Below are 14,902 nucleotides of genomic sequence, written 5' to 3'. Positions count from 1 at the left end.
GTCAGAAAATGATCATTTTTTTGTAGGAGAACTTTAGTGGCAATTACTACCTCAGCTTCCCGTTTAGGGACAACCGCTTTTAGCGAGGTTGCTCCCGTGGAATTACGTCCCGATTGGTCCCGTGACGACGCACAGGCGGTTATTCGCGCTGTCTATCGTCAGGTGCTAGGCAATGACTATATCATGCGTTCCGAGCGCCTTACCAGTGCCGAATCCTTACTCTGCAACGGTTCGATCACCGTGCGGGAATTCGTCCGCGCCGTGGCCAAATCGGAACTGTATAAGAACAAATTCTTCTACGGTAACTTCCAAACCCGCGTCATCGAACTTAATATCAAACATCTTTTAGGTCGCGCTCCCTACGATGAGTCGGAAGTGGTCTATCACCTCGATCTCTATGAAAACAAAGGATTCGAGGCCGATATCGACTCCTACATCGATTCCGCCGAATATACCGAAAACTTCGGCGATAGCATCGTTCCCTACTATCGCGGTTTTGCCAGCCAACCCGGTCAAAAAACCGTGGGATTTACCCGGATGTTCCAACTCTATCGCGGTTATGCCAACAGCGATCGCTCGCAGATTGCTGGCAAAACCTCCCGTTTAGCGGTGGAATTAGCTCAAAACGGCGCTTCGGCAGTAGTCGGTCCCTCCGGTGGCAGCGATGGTTGGGCCTATCGTCCCTCTGCTCAACGCAACACCCCCAGTAAAGCTCTGGGTGGTAGTGTGGCCTATGGTGATGTGGGTAAGCTCTATCGCGTGGAAATTGCCGCTATTAGCAAACCGGGTTATCCCAGTGTCCGTCGCAGTAGCAAAGCGGTTATCGTCCCCTTTGAACAGTTAAATAACACCCTGCAACAGATCAACCGTCTCGGTGGCAAAGTTGCCAGCATCACCCCCGCTAGTTTGAACTAATTTTCTAGCTTAAGATAACTAAAAGTCTCCCGGGCAGCCGTCAGGTTCACCGGGAGACTTCTTTCTAGGGCACTTGTAGAAATTGAACCTCAGCAGATCGAGCAAACCTGTAGAATGAAAATAATTCCCTCGTTTTAATGCCTGTGACTGTCACTTCGATCGCTTTTGACTCTATCGATACTGCCTTAGCGGAAATCAAAGCCGGACGTGCCATTGTCGTAGTTGATGATGAGAATCGCGAAAATGAAGGAGATCTAATCTGTGCGGCCCAATTTGCCACCCCCGATCTGATTAACTTCATGGCAGTGCAAGCTCGCGGTTTAATCTGTCTGGCAATGACGGGAGAGCGTCTTGATGCTCTCGAATTACCCTTGATGGTGACAAAAAACACCGATAGCAATCAAACCGCTTTTACTGTTAGCATCGATGCCGCTCCCCATTTAGGGGTTAAAACTGGTATTTCGGCAGAAGATCGGGCGAAAACCGTGCAAGTTGCCCTTAATCCAGTCACTCGTCCCGACGATCTCACCCGTCCCGGTCATGTCTTCCCGATTCGTGCTAAAGCCGGTGGAGTCTTAAAACGCGCCGGTCATACGGAGGCAGCCGTGGATCTGGCTCGATTAGCCGGGTTGTATCCGGCGGGAGTTATCTGTGAGATCCAAAATCCCGATGGTTCCATGGCCCGTTTACCGCAACTATTTGAATACGCTCGTCAACATAATTTAAAGTTAATTAGCATTGCCGATCTGATCAGTTATCGCTTAAAACATGATCGCTTTGTCCATCGGGAAACGGTCTGTGATTTTCCCAGTCAATTCGGCACTTTTCAGCTTTATGCCTACCGAAATTTATTAGATCAAACCGAACATATTGCTATTGTGAAAGGCGATCCCGCTCTCTTTGGTGATCAACCTGTAATGGTACGAATGCACTCAGAATGTCTGACCGGGGATGCCTTGGGATCCTTGCGTTGCGATTGTCGGCAACAGTTGCAAAGTGCCTTAAAAATGATTGAAAACAACGGTTTAGGGGTGGTGGTTTACCTGCGACAGGAAGGCCGGGGAATTGGCTTAATTAATAAGCTAAAAGCCTATTCTTTACAGGATATAGGGTTAGATACGGTGGAAGCCAACGAAAGGTTAGGATTTCCCGCCGATTTGCGCGATTACGGCATGGGAGCGCAAATGCTTAACGATTTGGGGGTGAGAAATATTCGTTTAATTACCAATAATCCGCGTAAAATTGCCGGATTAAAAGGCTATGGTTTGGAAATAGTCGAGCGAGTACCTTTGCTGATCGAGGCTAATGATTATAATTCCAATTATCTGGCCACAAAAGCGGAAAAGTTAGGACATCTATTCTTACAAACCTATCTAGTCACCATCGCTCTCAGTTGGGGGGAAAATCCGCCGTCAATTTCGCAAAGATATCATCAATTAGAGAAGTTACGGCAGTTAAGTCGCGCTAATCAATTATCTCTCCAAGAAGAAACCCGACCGGTAGCCAATGCCCTTTTTGATCGCGCTCCTTTGATCGTACATTTAGGTTTAGATATTCGTCAGGGTGTCAGCAGTAATTGGTATAAAAATCCTTCCCATCCTTACCTTTTGGTTATTGACAAGATATTAAATGACCTTAAAGATTGGTCGGAAATTGAACGCTTAGAATTTTTAATTTCCGACGGAGACGATTCGATGACGGGATTACAAATGAAACTCGATCGTCAAAAAATGTCCGATGAAGATTTCTCACAATTACCACAATTAGCTACCCAAATTATCTACAGTTTTACTCGTGATTGAGCCAAAAATTAGTTTTCTATGACCAGAAAAGAGCGTAACAGTTATAATTAAACAAAGCTAGTATAACGGGGAAAAACTATGACAACTCTCGACATTTTACCGGAAGTTACCTGTCCCCCCACCGATTTATGGAGTGATGAACCACCCTTGGAAAGTGATTTACATCTGCAACAGATCATAATTCTTCTCAGTTGTCTAGAATTATTATGGCAAGAGAAAAACGATTACTATGCTTCCGGTAATCTGACTATCTACTATAACGAAGAACAACTGAAAAAGCGCGATTTCTGTGGTCCTGATTTTTTTGTGGTTTTAGATACAGAAAAACGTCCCCGCAAAAGTTGGGTGGTTTGGGGAGAAGGGGGTAAATATCCCAATGTGATCGTGGAGATTCTTTCCGATTCTACGGCCAATATTGACCGCACTAAAAAGAAAATTCTCTATCAAAATACCTTTCGCACTCCTAATTATTTTTGGTTTGATCCTAATACCTTAGAATTGCAAGGATTTAGACTAATTGCGGGACAATATCAAGCTATTTCTGCTAATGAAAACGGCTATTTATGGAGTGAACAATTAGAACTATATTTAGGCATTTTTGAGGGGAAATTGCGTTATTTTACCGCCGATGGTCAATTAGTCCCCACTCCCCAAGAAGCTGAATTAAAGCAAAGACAAGCAAAAGAACAGATTCTTTTAGAAAGGGAACAGGAACGACAGGCAAAAGAACAGGCTATCCTCGAAAAAGAACAAGCTATCTTTGAAAGGGAAAAATTAGCCCAAAAATTACGAGAATTGGGCATTGATCCCGAAACTATCTAATTGATCAATATCTCTAAGTAGTTAGGTGTTAAAAATTGTCAGTTTCCCCCTTTAATAAGGGGGGATCAAAGACAAAATTTATCTTCTATTTAATAGGTAATTCCTATCCTAGAAATAATGGTAATTTAACCTTATTTTTCCTGTCTTTCTAAGGCTAATTGTACCAACTTATCGACCAATTTATCAAACTCTAAACCGGTGGCTTTCCAGAGTTGGGGATACATACTAAAGTTAGTAAACCCCGGCAGAGTATTAATTTCATTGATCAACACTTCCCCAGTATTTTCTACATAGAAAAAATCCACCCGCGACAATCCCGCAGCATCCACAGCTTTAAATGCTTCTACAGCCATTTCTCGCACTTGATTAGCAATTTTATCGGGAATATTAGCGGGAATCACCATACTCGATCGCCCGTCAGTATATTTAGTTTCGTAGTCATAAAAATCACTATCAAAAGTAATTTCTCCCACCAAAGAAGCTTGGGGATTATCATTACCTAAAACCGCACATTCGATCTCCCTTGCGGTAACTCCTGCTTCAACAATAATCCGTCGATCATAACTAGCAGCACTATCTAAAGCAGCCTCTAATTCTTGCCGGTTGCGTGCTTTACTAATACCCACCGAAGAACCTAAATTAGCCGGTTTAATAAAACAAGGATAACCTATTTCCTCGGCGATTTGATCGCACAATTGCGGAAAAACACAGGGATTTGACCACACTTGCGAGCGGGTTATGGCCTTATACTTAACTTGGGGTAATCGGGCGGCTGCAAAAGCAGTTTTCATGGCAATTTTATCCATTCCCAAGCATGAACCCAGGACCCCACTACCCACAAAAGCAACCCGCATGAGAGTGAGTAATCCTTGTAAAGTGCCATCTTCCCCATTCGGTCCGTGGAGAATTGGAAACCAAACCTCGATTTCCCTCACTTCCGGGGGAAATTGCCAGATATTGACTTTTATATCACTCTCAATAGCTAGGGGTTGCCCCGAGGTTAAAATTTGTCTAGCAGTTGCTGCCGAATGCCAACAGCCATTTTTATCGATATAGAAGGGGATAACGGCGTATTTGTCAAGATTTTCGGGATAATTAAAAGCTTGCAGGATCGATCGAGCCGAATTGATAGATACCTCGTGTTCTCCCGATCGACCACCAAACAATAATCCCACCTTGATCTTGTCCATGTTATCCCCTCTAGAGCCAGCTAGATCCTAAATTAGAGTTCAATTATCATACTATGGGTGGGGTTGACCATAGTGCCAAATGATTGAGACTCTGATTACAGCAACAGCTTGCTGAAAACAATCTGACTCTAGCCTTACGCAAACCCAAGAAATTCCCCCTGAATATCCATTTACTGACAGTTTCTCAATAAGCTGAGGGACAGGTGAGCGGTGATTCTCTTGTCCCCCTAGCCAGATCGAAAATGTCTTGTCAAAATAGAGTGGAGAAGACAAAATCAAGGAGCTAAATAGCTATGGGGGGTAATTTCTTCAAGGGAGCGATCGCCTTGGGGGTATTAGCGGGGATTATGGGATTTACCAATCCCCCCCAAGAACTTTACAGCGAATACGCCTCGGAAAAACTCCTCGCTCATGCCGACAAAATCGCTTGCGAGAAAATCAGTCTCTGTGGCTCGATCGATTCTTTGCCAGTGGCAGCCAGAAATATCATCAAAAATCAAATCTTAAAACCAGCGATCGAAACCTCTAGTCAACGGCAAAATTTAGGTGTGTTCAGTATCTACACCACAGAAGTACCGGGGGTAGCTAAAATTAGAACTCTTGGCGCTTTTGGGCATTTCTTGACTTTCTCGGAGACTTAGGTGAGATCAGTGCCAGCTTAACCGCTACCAGCCTAATAATGAGTTAAGATGATCATATTAACCCGCGATTTGAGCGATAGAGTACTCAAGAATACAGATTAATGCTGCCTAACCGTGTCTAATTTTCTGCCTAGTCTCCGAGAAGCGATCGCCCGTTGGTGGTCTGAATTCACTCTCCAAACTAAATTAATGGCCGCGGCTACTTTAGCCGTTTCTTTGTTGATGAGTGGTTTAACCTTTTGGGCGGTTAACACGATCCAGCAGGATGTCCGTCTCAATGATACCCGTTTTGGCCGGGATTTAGGGCTGTTATTAGCCGCTAATGTCTCCCCTCTGATTGCTGAGGACAATTTAACCGATTTAGCCCGTTTTTCAGCCCGTTTTTATAGTAGTACCTCCAGTGTTCGTTATTTGATCTACGCTAACGAGGAGGGTCAAATATTTTTCGGCATTCCCTATTCTACCGCCGAAGTTAAGAACTCCCTGACGATCGAGCGTCACATTCAATTACCGGAAAATTATGGCGAAAATGGGGAAACTCCCCTCATCCGTCAGCATAAAACCCCCGACGGTGAAGTAACCGATGTCTTTGTTCCCTTAAATCATGAAGGCAAATATTTGGGAGTATTAGCGATCGGGATCAATCCTAACGCTATTGTAGTGGCTTCTTCTAATCTAACCCGTGATGTTACTATTGCCGTTTTTGTCTCGATTTGGGCTATGGTGATTCTCGGGGCAGTTTTTAATGCTTTAACTATCACCAAACCAATCAAGGAGTTATTATTCGGGGTCAAAAATATTGCAGCGGGAAATTTTAAGCAGCGCGTTGATTTACCCCTGGGAGGAGAGTTAGGGGAATTAATTCTCAGTTTTAATGAAATGGCGGAAAAGTTAGAACGGTACGAAGAACAAAATATCGAAGAAATGACCGCCGAAAAAGCAAAACTAGATACGTTAATGTCCACTATTGCTGATGGAGCAATTCTCTTAGATACTAACTTTCAATTGTTATTAATTAATCCCGCAGCTCGGGAAATATTTGGCTGGGAAGATCAGGAAATTATCGGTCAAAATGTTCTACATCTTTTTCCCTCAGAACTAACGGTTAAACTAACTAAACCTCTCTATCAAATCGCGGCAGGAGAAACCCTCCAGCCAGAAGAATCTGCTAATCAGAATCAGAAAAATGCTGTTATTGATCAGGAAAATAATAACTATTCCCCGTCGGAATTTAGATTATCTTTAACTAACCCGAAACCCTGCACAATTCGCATTTTGTTAACTCAGGTATTCGATCAGTATCGGGAGAATGTCCGGGGAATTGCCATGACGCTACAGGATATCACCAGAGAAACAGAATTAAATGAGGCAAAAAGTCAATTTATTAGCAATGTTTCCCATGAGTTAAGAACCCCTTTATTTAACATCAAATCTTTTATTGAAACCCTGACAGAATTTGGTGAGGATCTCAGCGATACAGAAAAAAGAGAGTTTTTAGAAACCGCCAATCATGAAACCGATCGCTTAACTCGTTTAGTTAATGATGTTCTCGATCTTTCTCGGTTAGAATCCTCGCGTAGCTATAACTTAGATGCGATCGATATCGGACAATTAATCGAACAAACCCTAAGGACCTATCAACTCAATGCTAGGGATAAAGGACTAGAATTAAGCTCGGAAATTGAAGCCAATTTACTACCAATTTTAGGTCATTATGATCTACTTTTACAGGTATTAACTAATCTAGTCGGTAACTCCCTAAAATTTACTCCTGCTGGCGGTAAAGTGGTGATTCGTGCCTATAAAATAAGCAGAGATAATCCCCAAGAAACTCCCAAAATTCGCGTGGAAGTATCCGATACTGGTATTGGCATCGATGCCGAGGATCAAAGTGCCATATTTGATCGCTTCTATCGGGTAGAAAATCGCGTTCATACCCTAGAAGGGACGGGATTAGGATTATCGATCGTCAAAAATATTATTGAAAAACACTATAGTGAAATTAATCTGATTAGTGAAGTGGGAATTGGCACAACTTTCTGGTTCGATCTAGATCTATATCAAGGCTCGATCGCCAGCAAGAAAATTAACGACGTGAGTTTATAAAAGCCAGGGCAATACTGCCCAAAATTAGGGTTAATAATAGCAATAATCCCTTATTTCTGAGACACCAATTTTTTAACACCCTAGAGAGAGGGAGAGGAGGAATTTTTTCTGCTATTATTTGGCTATTTTTGTATAAAGTGCAGCCGGTAGCGTAGGGACGTTGGGGAAAATTACAGCTATCATCGCCATGATACAGACAAGTTTGGCATAAAAACTCGCCGGTGACAGCTTGATGCAGGGTCATGCCGGGATGACCATAGGCCTTTAAAATATTAGAACAGTAGGGACATTGTAAGGCTTGACTATCGACCTTGTGCTGACAACGAGGACAGGTAATCATGATCGCTAAATTTTCCCTTTGAGGATTGTCACTGCTGATGATCATAGACTATAGCAAAATCCCCGGGCTTTTTCCGGTTATTTCACTAAATAGCTGCGCCATTGCGAGGCAACTTCTTCGAGTAAACGCCAAGTTTTCCCCTCGATCTGTCTTTGTAAATAAAGATCAAAATTGTTGTGTTGTTTGGTATCTTTTTGATGGGGCAATCGCAGAGTTAGATCGTAATCGCCCTGCAAGTGATAAGCGGGCAAATTGCCCACATAAATCGGTTCCAGACTGGTGACATTAATTTTAGCAATTTTTACCTGCGGCTGATCGATCTGTAAAGATTGACTAAGGCGATCGGATGTGTGACGAAATTGTAATAAAAGGGCTGTGGCGACGATTTCTCCAGGGGGGGCAAATTCTTGCGGGGGAGTGACACTACCACAAGCAGTCAGGAAGACAAGGAAAATACTGGTTAAAAAACCGAGAAAACGGCGCATAGAATGATATTTTGAAAAAGAATGGCAGCGAGTTAAGAAAGATTATGACTCAACCAAATGAGCGAGAGAATTTCAGCCAAGCAGAAACGGTGATCCGACTACAAGAGGCGATCGAGCAGTTAAATTCGATCGTTTCCCAACTTAACACGGGAACGGGGATAGTGTTACCCCCAAAAGTTGCTGTTGATAATCTTCTTAACTCAACGCAACAGTTAGCCGCTGCTTTAAAACCAGACGAATTCGCAGAAGTTGAGCAAAGTTTAACCCCAGATTTTCCCATCGAAGCAGCGGAGGGAATTGACGATATTTTACCGGATTTCGAGCAGGTGGAAGGGTGGTGGACGACGATTTTGAGCAAAATTCGCCGACTTTTACCGGGGGGAATTAGCGAAAAAATTCCCGATTGGTTAATTACCGGCTTGTTAACAGGAAGTTTAGTCACTATCCTATTAGTAGCTGTGGTCAGTTTACCGAAAAATCCGGCGGAAATTGCCGAAAATATGCCTGAAGTTGTCTCTAGTCCTTCCCCGGCAGCCGGGGAAATTATCGAAACTCCCCCAGAATTAATCGCACCAGAGGCACCGATTCCCGTCCCGATTACCAAAGCAAAACCGCGATTAACTCCCGAACAAAGTTTAGTCGCAGCCATTCAAGAGGAAATTACCGATTTAACTACTCGTTATCCCGCCGGGATTATTTCTAGCGTAGAAGCGGATTTTTTGGCTAGTCGTCTAGTAGTTATTTTGGGCGATAATTGGTATAGCCTCGAGGCATCACAACAGGATAAATTGGCTAATTCGGTTTTTCAACGTTGCCAAAGTCTCGATTTTCGCCGCTTGGAAATGAAGGATAACGAGGGAAGTCTCCTCGCTAGAAGTCCCGTTGTCGGCGATCGAGTGGTGATTGTCAATCGCACTCAACCCACCGCTGCCATCTCCTCCGGTGAGTAGTTTTCAGCGCGGGGGGAGGGAGTTTCAAGGCAGCCTCAAGAATTCTCGCCAACCAGTCCGCTTTTTCCCCTCGCTGGTTAGATATCTATCTGAATATACACAAAGATTAGTGATCCCTGACTTAACGGTGCTATAATTAGCTAGGTAAAATTTTGTAACGATTCTTAATCTTGAACCTACCCGATAGTCAATGCTTCCCCCCGCCCCAGGTGGACGCGGCAATTTTGGTGCGAGAAAAATTGCTCCGATCCGACCCAACTGCCTTAAACTTTTCTAGGGTTCCCCTAACCGCCAAAATTTTGCCCTAACTACCCGGAATTAAGAGATTTCAGATTATACCATGAACTCTGTTATTCGTCAACAGCGAGCGCTGATCACCGGAGCCAGTAGCGGCATCGGCAAAGAAACCGCCCTCGCTTTCGCCAAGGCGGGAATTAATCTGGTTCTAATCGGTCGCAATCAGCAAAAATTGGCAACCGTGGCGGCAATGGCGGCAGATTTAGGCGTATCAGCCCAAGCTTACCCCTTAGATTTGGCAGATATCTTGGAAGTAGCTCCTAGTATCGCTAAAATCGCCCAAGAATCCGGACCGATCGATATCCTGATCAATAATGCCGGCATCGGTTACACAAACCCCTTAGCCGACACACCTTTGTCAGACTGGCAGCGGGTGATCGACCTGAATTTAACCAGTGTTTACCAGTGTGTGCAAGGGATTTTACCTGCTATGCGTCAACAGGGGGGAGGCACGATTATTAACGTTTCCTCGATCGCCGCCGATAATTTTTTCCCCGATTGGGGGGCCTATAGTGTCAGCAAAGCGGCATTAGTGGCATTTTCTCGCATTTTAGCGATCGAGGAGCGGGCTAACGCCATTCGCGTCACGATTATCATTCCCGGGGCTGTCAATACTCCCATCTGGGACAGCGATAGCGTCAAAGCAGATTTCGATCGCTCGGCCATGTTAACCCCAGATATCATCGCGCAGGCCATTCTACAAGCGGTGTTACTGCCCAAACAGGCCGTAGTGGAAACGATGACCATTATGCCCAGTGCGGGGGCATTATAACCCAAAATACTTCTGTTTATCAATCAATTCGCCTACAGGCATCTTCATTATGACCATAGCTTCTTCTAACGGTTTAAACGGTAATCTAACCGACGCTATCCAAGCACGCGTGACCACTCGCCCCGATCGCCACACCCACAATGGCAAAACCGCTCAAATTCATCCAACTTCTGACGAAAACAAAGAACAGATGATGGATGCGGTCAGAAATATCCTGATCTCGGTGGGGGAAGATCCCGAAAGAGAAGGTTTATTAAAAACCCCCAAACGGGTGGCCGAAGCGATGCAGTTTCTCACCCAAGGCTATCAACAATCCCTAGAAACCCTCGTTAATGGTGCGATCTTCGATGAAGGTCATAATGAGATGGTATTAGTGCGCGATATTGACTTCTTTAGTCTCTGTGAACATCATATGTTACCCTTCATGGGGCGGGCCCACGTTGCCTATATTCCTAACCAAAAGGTGGTCGGATTAAGTAAATTGGCCCGCATTGTGGAAATGTATTCCCGTCGTTTACAGGTCCAAGAGCGCCTCACCCGTCAGATTGCCGAAGCGATTCAAGAAATTCTCGACCCCCAAGGGGTTGCAGTCGTCATGGAAGCAACTCATATGTGTATGGTGATGCGCGGGGTGCAGAAACCGGGATCTTGGACTGTCACCAGTGCCATGTTAGGAGTCTTCCAAGACGAGCAGAAAACCCGCGAGGAGTATCTTAACCTGATCCGTCATAAACCTAATTTCTTCTAGTCAGGCAAATGGGGAAATTGGGAAATGGGGGAATGGGGAAATGGGGGAATGGGGGAATGGGGAAATTTCAACTAAAACCCCAACACCCCAACACCCTAAAACCCCAACACCCTAAAACCCAAAACCTTCTAACTCGACCGAATCTAAGACCTAATTGGTTAAGCTAAAAGCTTTGATGTGCTTAGTTTCTAACCTTCTTTTTAGGTAGGAGAATTGTCAGATTCTGTCTTTTGCCTCTTGCCTGTTGCCTCTTGCCTTGAGAAGCTGATCACTGATCACTGAATTTTTGCAGTCGCTCTAACAAGAGGGCGACTTTTTTCAGGTCTTTATCACCAGGCGATCGCTCAACGCCGCTAGAGACATCAATACCCTGGGGGTGCAGCCGAGTTAAAGCTTCACTAATATTATCGGGGTTGAGTCCTCCAGCGAGAAACCAGGGCAAGGGGGGCGAAAAACTGGCTAAGGCTTGCCAGTCTAAGGTATGTCCCGTACCGCCGAGTAATTGGGGATGGTAGGCATCTAAAAGTAAAGTATCGACGCTATTAAAGTAAATTGCCGACTTTTCCCAACTTTCTCTGTCTTTGATCCGCAAAGCTTTGATAATTTCCCGGTCGGGTAATAATTGCCGCAACCTTTGGCAATATTCGGGAGATTCTTTACCATGTAACTGCACACTTGTCAAGGGGGTTTTAACAATTATCTGCTGAATAATTTCCGGTTGCTCGTCGGCAAAAACACCGATAAAATCAATTTTGTCGGGTATTGCGGCGGTAATAGCGTTAATTTGCTCGATTTTGACGTAACGAGGCGAACTAGGTACGAGGATAAAACCTAAAGCCGTAGCTCCGCAAGTAGCGATCGCTCGTCCTTGGTCCGGTTGGGTAATGCCGCAAATTTTAATTCGCATTTAATCTTATTCACAAAACGTTACAAAAACTGTTAAGTATTCAAACAAAAAGCAGTTTCGGGTCAAGAGCTTTTTATAATGCCCTGTGATTAACAAAATCTTATCAAGACTGGAGCGCCAATGATCCCTTCCACCTTACTTTTAGCCACCGTTCAAACCATTCCCTGGAATTTATCCGTCGGCATTACCATGACCTTAGCTAACCTAGTAGCCTTCGTTATCGGTTATTTTGCCATCCAAAATACCGGGGCCGGCCCTGCTTTACCCTTGCCGCAGTTAGCCTCGAAAAAAAGCTTCGGTCTGCCGGAATTATTGGCTACCATGAGTTTTGGCCATATTCTCGGTGCGGGACTGGTTCTCGGTCTTTCTAACGCGGGTATTCTCTAATCAGTAATCAGTGACCAGTAAACCTCAGAGAGAGGAGTAAGGAGCCAGTAGTCAGTAGAACTAAGCATAAAGAGATTTTAGGCAACTTCATCCCTATTTTCCCATTTTTGAACTCTCAAAAGTCAATTATGCCAGAAGCCTAGTAATCGTCCAGATCGGTTGATTATTCTGGCTGCTGGCGAGAAAACTAAGAAAGCAGTGGCCCAAGTTGAAGCTGGAGACTTTGCTGACGAAGAAGAAGCAGTATTGGCTAAATTAACCTATGAAAGTTAGATAGCTGCGGAAAGAAGTATCGAAAATAATTGGTAAATGCGAACGTTGCTAATCGCTTAATTAATCGTAAATATTGCCTCTAAAGTTAATCTCATAAATAAAGATTTCGTCTGTCTTCTTGCCGATTTCAAAAATAACTCGCATTTTGCCAACAGGAATTCTGGAGAATCCTTTTAACTCACCTTTAAGTTTTTTGATATCAAGTTCTTCAGGGGGATAAACGTTTTGAGTTTCAAGGCAGGTTTTGGGAATACCAATTTTAGTCAAAACAGATTTTCGGCTATTAGCATCTAGTTTCTCCAAAAATTTATTGGCTGATCTACTGATCCTGATCTTCACGATTAAACCAGCCTGTAACATCAACGAAGCTGTCGTCTTTGTAATCAACAGGATTAAAGGTTGCTTCTATGTCAGCTTGTTCTATATCATCCACATAGGGAATCAGCATCTCGAAGAATTTAAACCATTCTTCCCGCATAACTTCGCGGACGCTTTCCTTGATGATGGTTTTGAGCATTAGAGCATCTAAGGTGTTTGCCGGCTCCATATATTTTCCTCCAATCTACTTGAATTCTAGCAGCAGATCAAGAAAACGGGTTTCTTACAGCAGTTATCTTCAGGATTTTAGTTTTCTCAAGCTACTGTTCGAGGAAAGTAAGTAGTCATGCAAAATTAATTACCTGCCCGATCGAGCTAAAACCCTTACGGGGCAATGATCGTCATGTGTAAATAATTTTGCCTAGGTACTTAAAGAGATTGGGAGAGATTCAGGTAATCTGAGGATAGGCGGTTAAAGTGCCTCTTAGCTTACCTGATAGCGTTCTTAAAATCTATCGGCTCTTCTGGTTTTCGTGTGTTAATTTTTGTTATGAATTAAAGCAAGCAAACAGCTTAAGTCGAAGATGTTCAAAATTGGTAAATCCATAACTCATTCTTTTAATAAGCTTTATTTTGGTATTCATTCCCTCAATTAATCCGTTGGTTGTCTGATTTTCAAAGTAATTACAAATACCTGGCAAATGCTTCTGGATCATCCTGGCACTACTTTCATATAATATCCCGCCTATTCTTATCCATTTTTCCAATTTTCTCTCAGCACCTCTGAACGTTCTACTACTTTGATAAATTTGTCTAATTTCTTCTTTCATTTCCCAGGCTATTCCTAAGCATGGATGTTCTTTCAGAATAACTTCTAGTTGTTGTTTTTGCTCGTCCTTTAAGTCCTCTTTATTCTTCCATAATAAATGAGGTAATCCTTTTTCATGCACCCCCATTAACTTTCTCAATTTATTAAGCTCGTCATTGATGATAGCCATTACATGAAAACGGTCATAGATGATTTTAGCATTGGGAAATAATTCCTTGATCACTGCTGTAAATCCTGACCACATATCGACGCTCACTTCTTTCACTGGAGTTTAGACTAAATTTTCCAAAAATCAACCCTAACGAGTTCAGGCTCAATACCTTAAAAATCTGACCCCAAAAGGAATACAGACTTCTTGAGCGAGTATTTCTGTGACCGCATAGCGACTTTTCGCGCTTGTTTGCAGAACATCATGAGTTGACCAAACCTCCACAAAAGTCCTTCAAGATTCCCCAATAAGTACATGAGCAGGGGCGAAAACTTGGCAAGGAAATAGCTATAACCTAGTTTTTGCAAGGGTTGCAAGGGATTCGAGCCAACCTACTCATTAAGCTCGACCCAGGAGTGGCATGACAGAATTAGTCTAAACTCCAGTAGCTTCCCTACAGATGGATGAATTAGCTATCTCCTCTGTGGAGAAAATTAACAAATTGGCCCCCCAGCTAGGTAACTCGATGCTGACCGATTGGAGTACCATGCGTCTAGAACAATTGCGGGAACAACAGGGAGGTATGGTCTCTAAAACGAAAACTTCCTATATTCCTGACTCACCGTTCGCTTATTTTTTGAGGTCAGCCGATCTGGTAGGTTGGGTTGACGCAAGGAAACCCAACAATTCCCCTAAAACTTACCGAAAACTCAATTAGGCAAAATCGTCTTACCACAGAAGTGATGCAAGAAACTCAGATAGAGTTTGTTCGCTCCTATATTGATGCAGGTGAGTGTGGACTGACCCTGCTAAATAGGCTCTTCTGGTTTCTGTGTGGAAACTAGGTCTATACTGATAGTGGGACTTAGGCATTTTCGGGCAGCAAAAAAGGCTCAAACCATTACGGGACAAAGGGTTAACCTCGATTTATGATTTTCCTTGATCTATCTGGGTTTCAGCGATTTTGGGCTT

Annotated in this window: 17 protein-coding genes and 1 pseudogene; 11 read left to right on the top strand and 7 right to left on the bottom strand. The window is 43.6% G+C overall.

Annotation, left to right across the window (positions count from 1 at the left end; all coding sequences use genetic code 11):
- Window positions 1-36: 36 nt before the first annotated feature.
- From H6F92_RS08705 to H6F92_RS08695, 3 genes are all read left to right on the top strand, one after another.
- Window positions 37-915 carry a phycobilisome linker polypeptide gene (locus H6F92_RS08705; RefSeq protein ID WP_125730182.1) on the top strand — a complete coding sequence of 293 codons (879 nt, stop codon included), beginning with the start codon at window positions 37-39 and terminating at the stop codon, window positions 913-915.
- A gap of 137 nt (window positions 916-1,052) precedes the next feature.
- Entirely contained in the window at window positions 1,053-2,717 is a 1,665-nt protein-coding gene (gene ribBA, locus H6F92_RS08700) for a bifunctional 3,4-dihydroxy-2-butanone-4-phosphate synthase/GTP cyclohydrolase II (protein ID WP_190357552.1), read from the top strand.
- Between the two features lie 78 nt (window positions 2,718-2,795).
- Window positions 2,796-3,539 carry a Uma2 family endonuclease gene (locus H6F92_RS08695; protein ID WP_190357551.1) on the top strand — a complete coding sequence of 248 codons (744 nt, stop codon included), beginning with the start codon at window positions 2,796-2,798 and terminating at the stop codon, window positions 3,537-3,539.
- A gap of 131 nt (window positions 3,540-3,670) precedes the next feature.
- On the opposite strand, the gene H6F92_RS08690 is transcribed toward H6F92_RS08695, so the two are convergent.
- Window positions 3,671-4,729 (bottom strand): D-alanine--D-alanine ligase family protein, encoded by a 1,059-nt coding sequence (locus tag H6F92_RS08690; RefSeq protein ID WP_190357550.1) that lies wholly within the window; start codon window positions 4,727-4,729, stop codon window positions 3,671-3,673.
- A gap of 293 nt (window positions 4,730-5,022) precedes the next feature.
- Here H6F92_RS08690 and H6F92_RS08685 point away from each other — a divergent pair, with 293 nt between their 5' ends.
- Together H6F92_RS08685 and nblS are read left to right on the top strand one after the other, a co-directional pair.
- Entirely contained in the window at window positions 5,023-5,370 is a 348-nt protein-coding gene (locus H6F92_RS08685; protein WP_190357549.1) for a DUF4359 domain-containing protein, read from the top strand.
- 114 nt (window positions 5,371-5,484) lie between these two features.
- Entirely contained in the window at window positions 5,485-7,476 is a 1,992-nt protein-coding gene (gene nblS, locus H6F92_RS08680) for a two-component system sensor histidine kinase NblS (protein WP_190357548.1), read from the top strand.
- Here the strand turns inward: nblS and H6F92_RS08675 are convergent.
- Both H6F92_RS08675 and H6F92_RS08670 read right to left on the bottom strand, forming a co-directional pair.
- Window positions 7,457-7,816, bottom strand: a complete 360-nt coding sequence (locus tag H6F92_RS08675) for a hypothetical protein (RefSeq protein ID WP_190357565.1) — start codon at window positions 7,814-7,816, stop codon at window positions 7,457-7,459. The genes nblS and H6F92_RS08675 overlap by 20 nt on opposite strands.
- Window positions 7,817-7,893: 77 nt before the next feature.
- Window positions 7,894-8,301, bottom strand: a complete 408-nt coding sequence (locus H6F92_RS08670) for a hypothetical protein (RefSeq protein ID WP_190357547.1) — start codon at window positions 8,299-8,301, stop codon at window positions 7,894-7,896.
- 44 nt (window positions 8,302-8,345) lie between these two features.
- On the opposite strand from H6F92_RS08670, the gene H6F92_RS08665 reads away from it, so the two are divergent.
- From H6F92_RS08665 to folE, 3 genes are all read left to right on the top strand, one after another.
- Window positions 8,346-9,251, top strand: coding sequence for a hypothetical protein (locus H6F92_RS08665; RefSeq protein WP_190357546.1), 906 nt, complete (start codon window positions 8,346-8,348; stop codon window positions 9,249-9,251).
- A 340-nt stretch (window positions 9,252-9,591) separates the two neighbouring features.
- A complete protein-coding gene (locus H6F92_RS08660; protein ID WP_190357545.1) occupies window positions 9,592-10,320 on the top strand; it encodes an SDR family oxidoreductase in 729 nt (242 codons plus the stop codon).
- A gap of 49 nt (window positions 10,321-10,369) precedes the next feature.
- Window positions 10,370-11,068 carry a GTP cyclohydrolase I FolE gene (gene folE / locus H6F92_RS08655; RefSeq protein ID WP_190357544.1) on the top strand — a complete coding sequence of 233 codons (699 nt, stop codon included), beginning with the start codon at window positions 10,370-10,372 and terminating at the stop codon, window positions 11,066-11,068.
- 268 nt (window positions 11,069-11,336) lie between these two features.
- Here the strand turns inward: folE and H6F92_RS08650 are convergent, their stop codons facing one another.
- Window positions 11,337-11,975, bottom strand: a complete 639-nt coding sequence (locus H6F92_RS08650) for a phosphoribosylanthranilate isomerase (protein ID WP_190357543.1) — start codon at window positions 11,973-11,975, stop codon at window positions 11,337-11,339.
- Between the two features lie 120 nt (window positions 11,976-12,095).
- Here H6F92_RS08650 and psaK point away from each other — a divergent pair, with 120 nt between their 5' ends.
- Together psaK and H6F92_RS08640 are read left to right on the top strand one after the other, a co-directional pair.
- Window positions 12,096-12,362 carry a photosystem I reaction center subunit PsaK gene (gene psaK / locus H6F92_RS08645; RefSeq protein WP_185238806.1) on the top strand — a complete coding sequence of 89 codons (267 nt, stop codon included), beginning with the start codon at window positions 12,096-12,098 and terminating at the stop codon, window positions 12,360-12,362.
- Between the two features lie 159 nt (window positions 12,363-12,521).
- Complete coding sequence (locus H6F92_RS08640) at window positions 12,522-12,635, top strand: hypothetical protein (protein ID WP_052277265.1); 114 nt, start codon at window positions 12,522-12,524, stop codon at window positions 12,633-12,635.
- A gap of 60 nt (window positions 12,636-12,695) precedes the next feature.
- Here H6F92_RS08640 and H6F92_RS08635 read toward each other — a convergent pair whose 3' ends face one another.
- From H6F92_RS08635 to H6F92_RS08625, 3 genes and pseudogenes are all read right to left on the bottom strand, one after another.
- Window positions 12,696-12,995, bottom strand: coding sequence for a type II toxin-antitoxin system RelE family toxin (locus H6F92_RS08635; protein ID WP_052277264.1), 300 nt, complete (start codon window positions 12,993-12,995; stop codon window positions 12,696-12,698).
- Window positions 12,955-13,182: a hypothetical protein gene (locus H6F92_RS08630; RefSeq protein ID WP_052277263.1), complete on the bottom strand. Its 228-nt coding sequence runs from the start codon at window positions 13,180-13,182 to the stop codon at window positions 12,955-12,957. Before H6F92_RS08630 ends, H6F92_RS08635 begins: the two co-directional genes overlap by 41 nt.
- A 319-nt stretch (window positions 13,183-13,501) precedes the next feature.
- Window positions 13,502-14,047, bottom strand: a pseudogene (locus H6F92_RS08625) (ISL3 family transposase); the annotation flags it as partial.
- Window positions 14,048-14,390: 343 nt separating this feature from the next.
- Between H6F92_RS08625 and H6F92_RS08620 the strand changes: the two are divergent.
- Window positions 14,391-14,648 (top strand): hypothetical protein, encoded by a 258-nt coding sequence (locus H6F92_RS08620; RefSeq protein ID WP_190357542.1) that lies wholly within the window; start codon window positions 14,391-14,393, stop codon window positions 14,646-14,648.
- Window positions 14,649-14,902: the final 254 nt, after the last annotated feature.

The organism is Microcystis wesenbergii FACHB-1317, assembly GCF_014696875.1.
GTDB classification, from domain to species: Bacteria; Cyanobacteriota; Cyanobacteriia; order Cyanobacteriales; family Microcystaceae; genus Microcystis; species Microcystis wesenbergii_A.
Note: the sequence above shows the minus strand (reverse complement) of the source record. Positions and strands in the feature narration are given on the sequence as shown.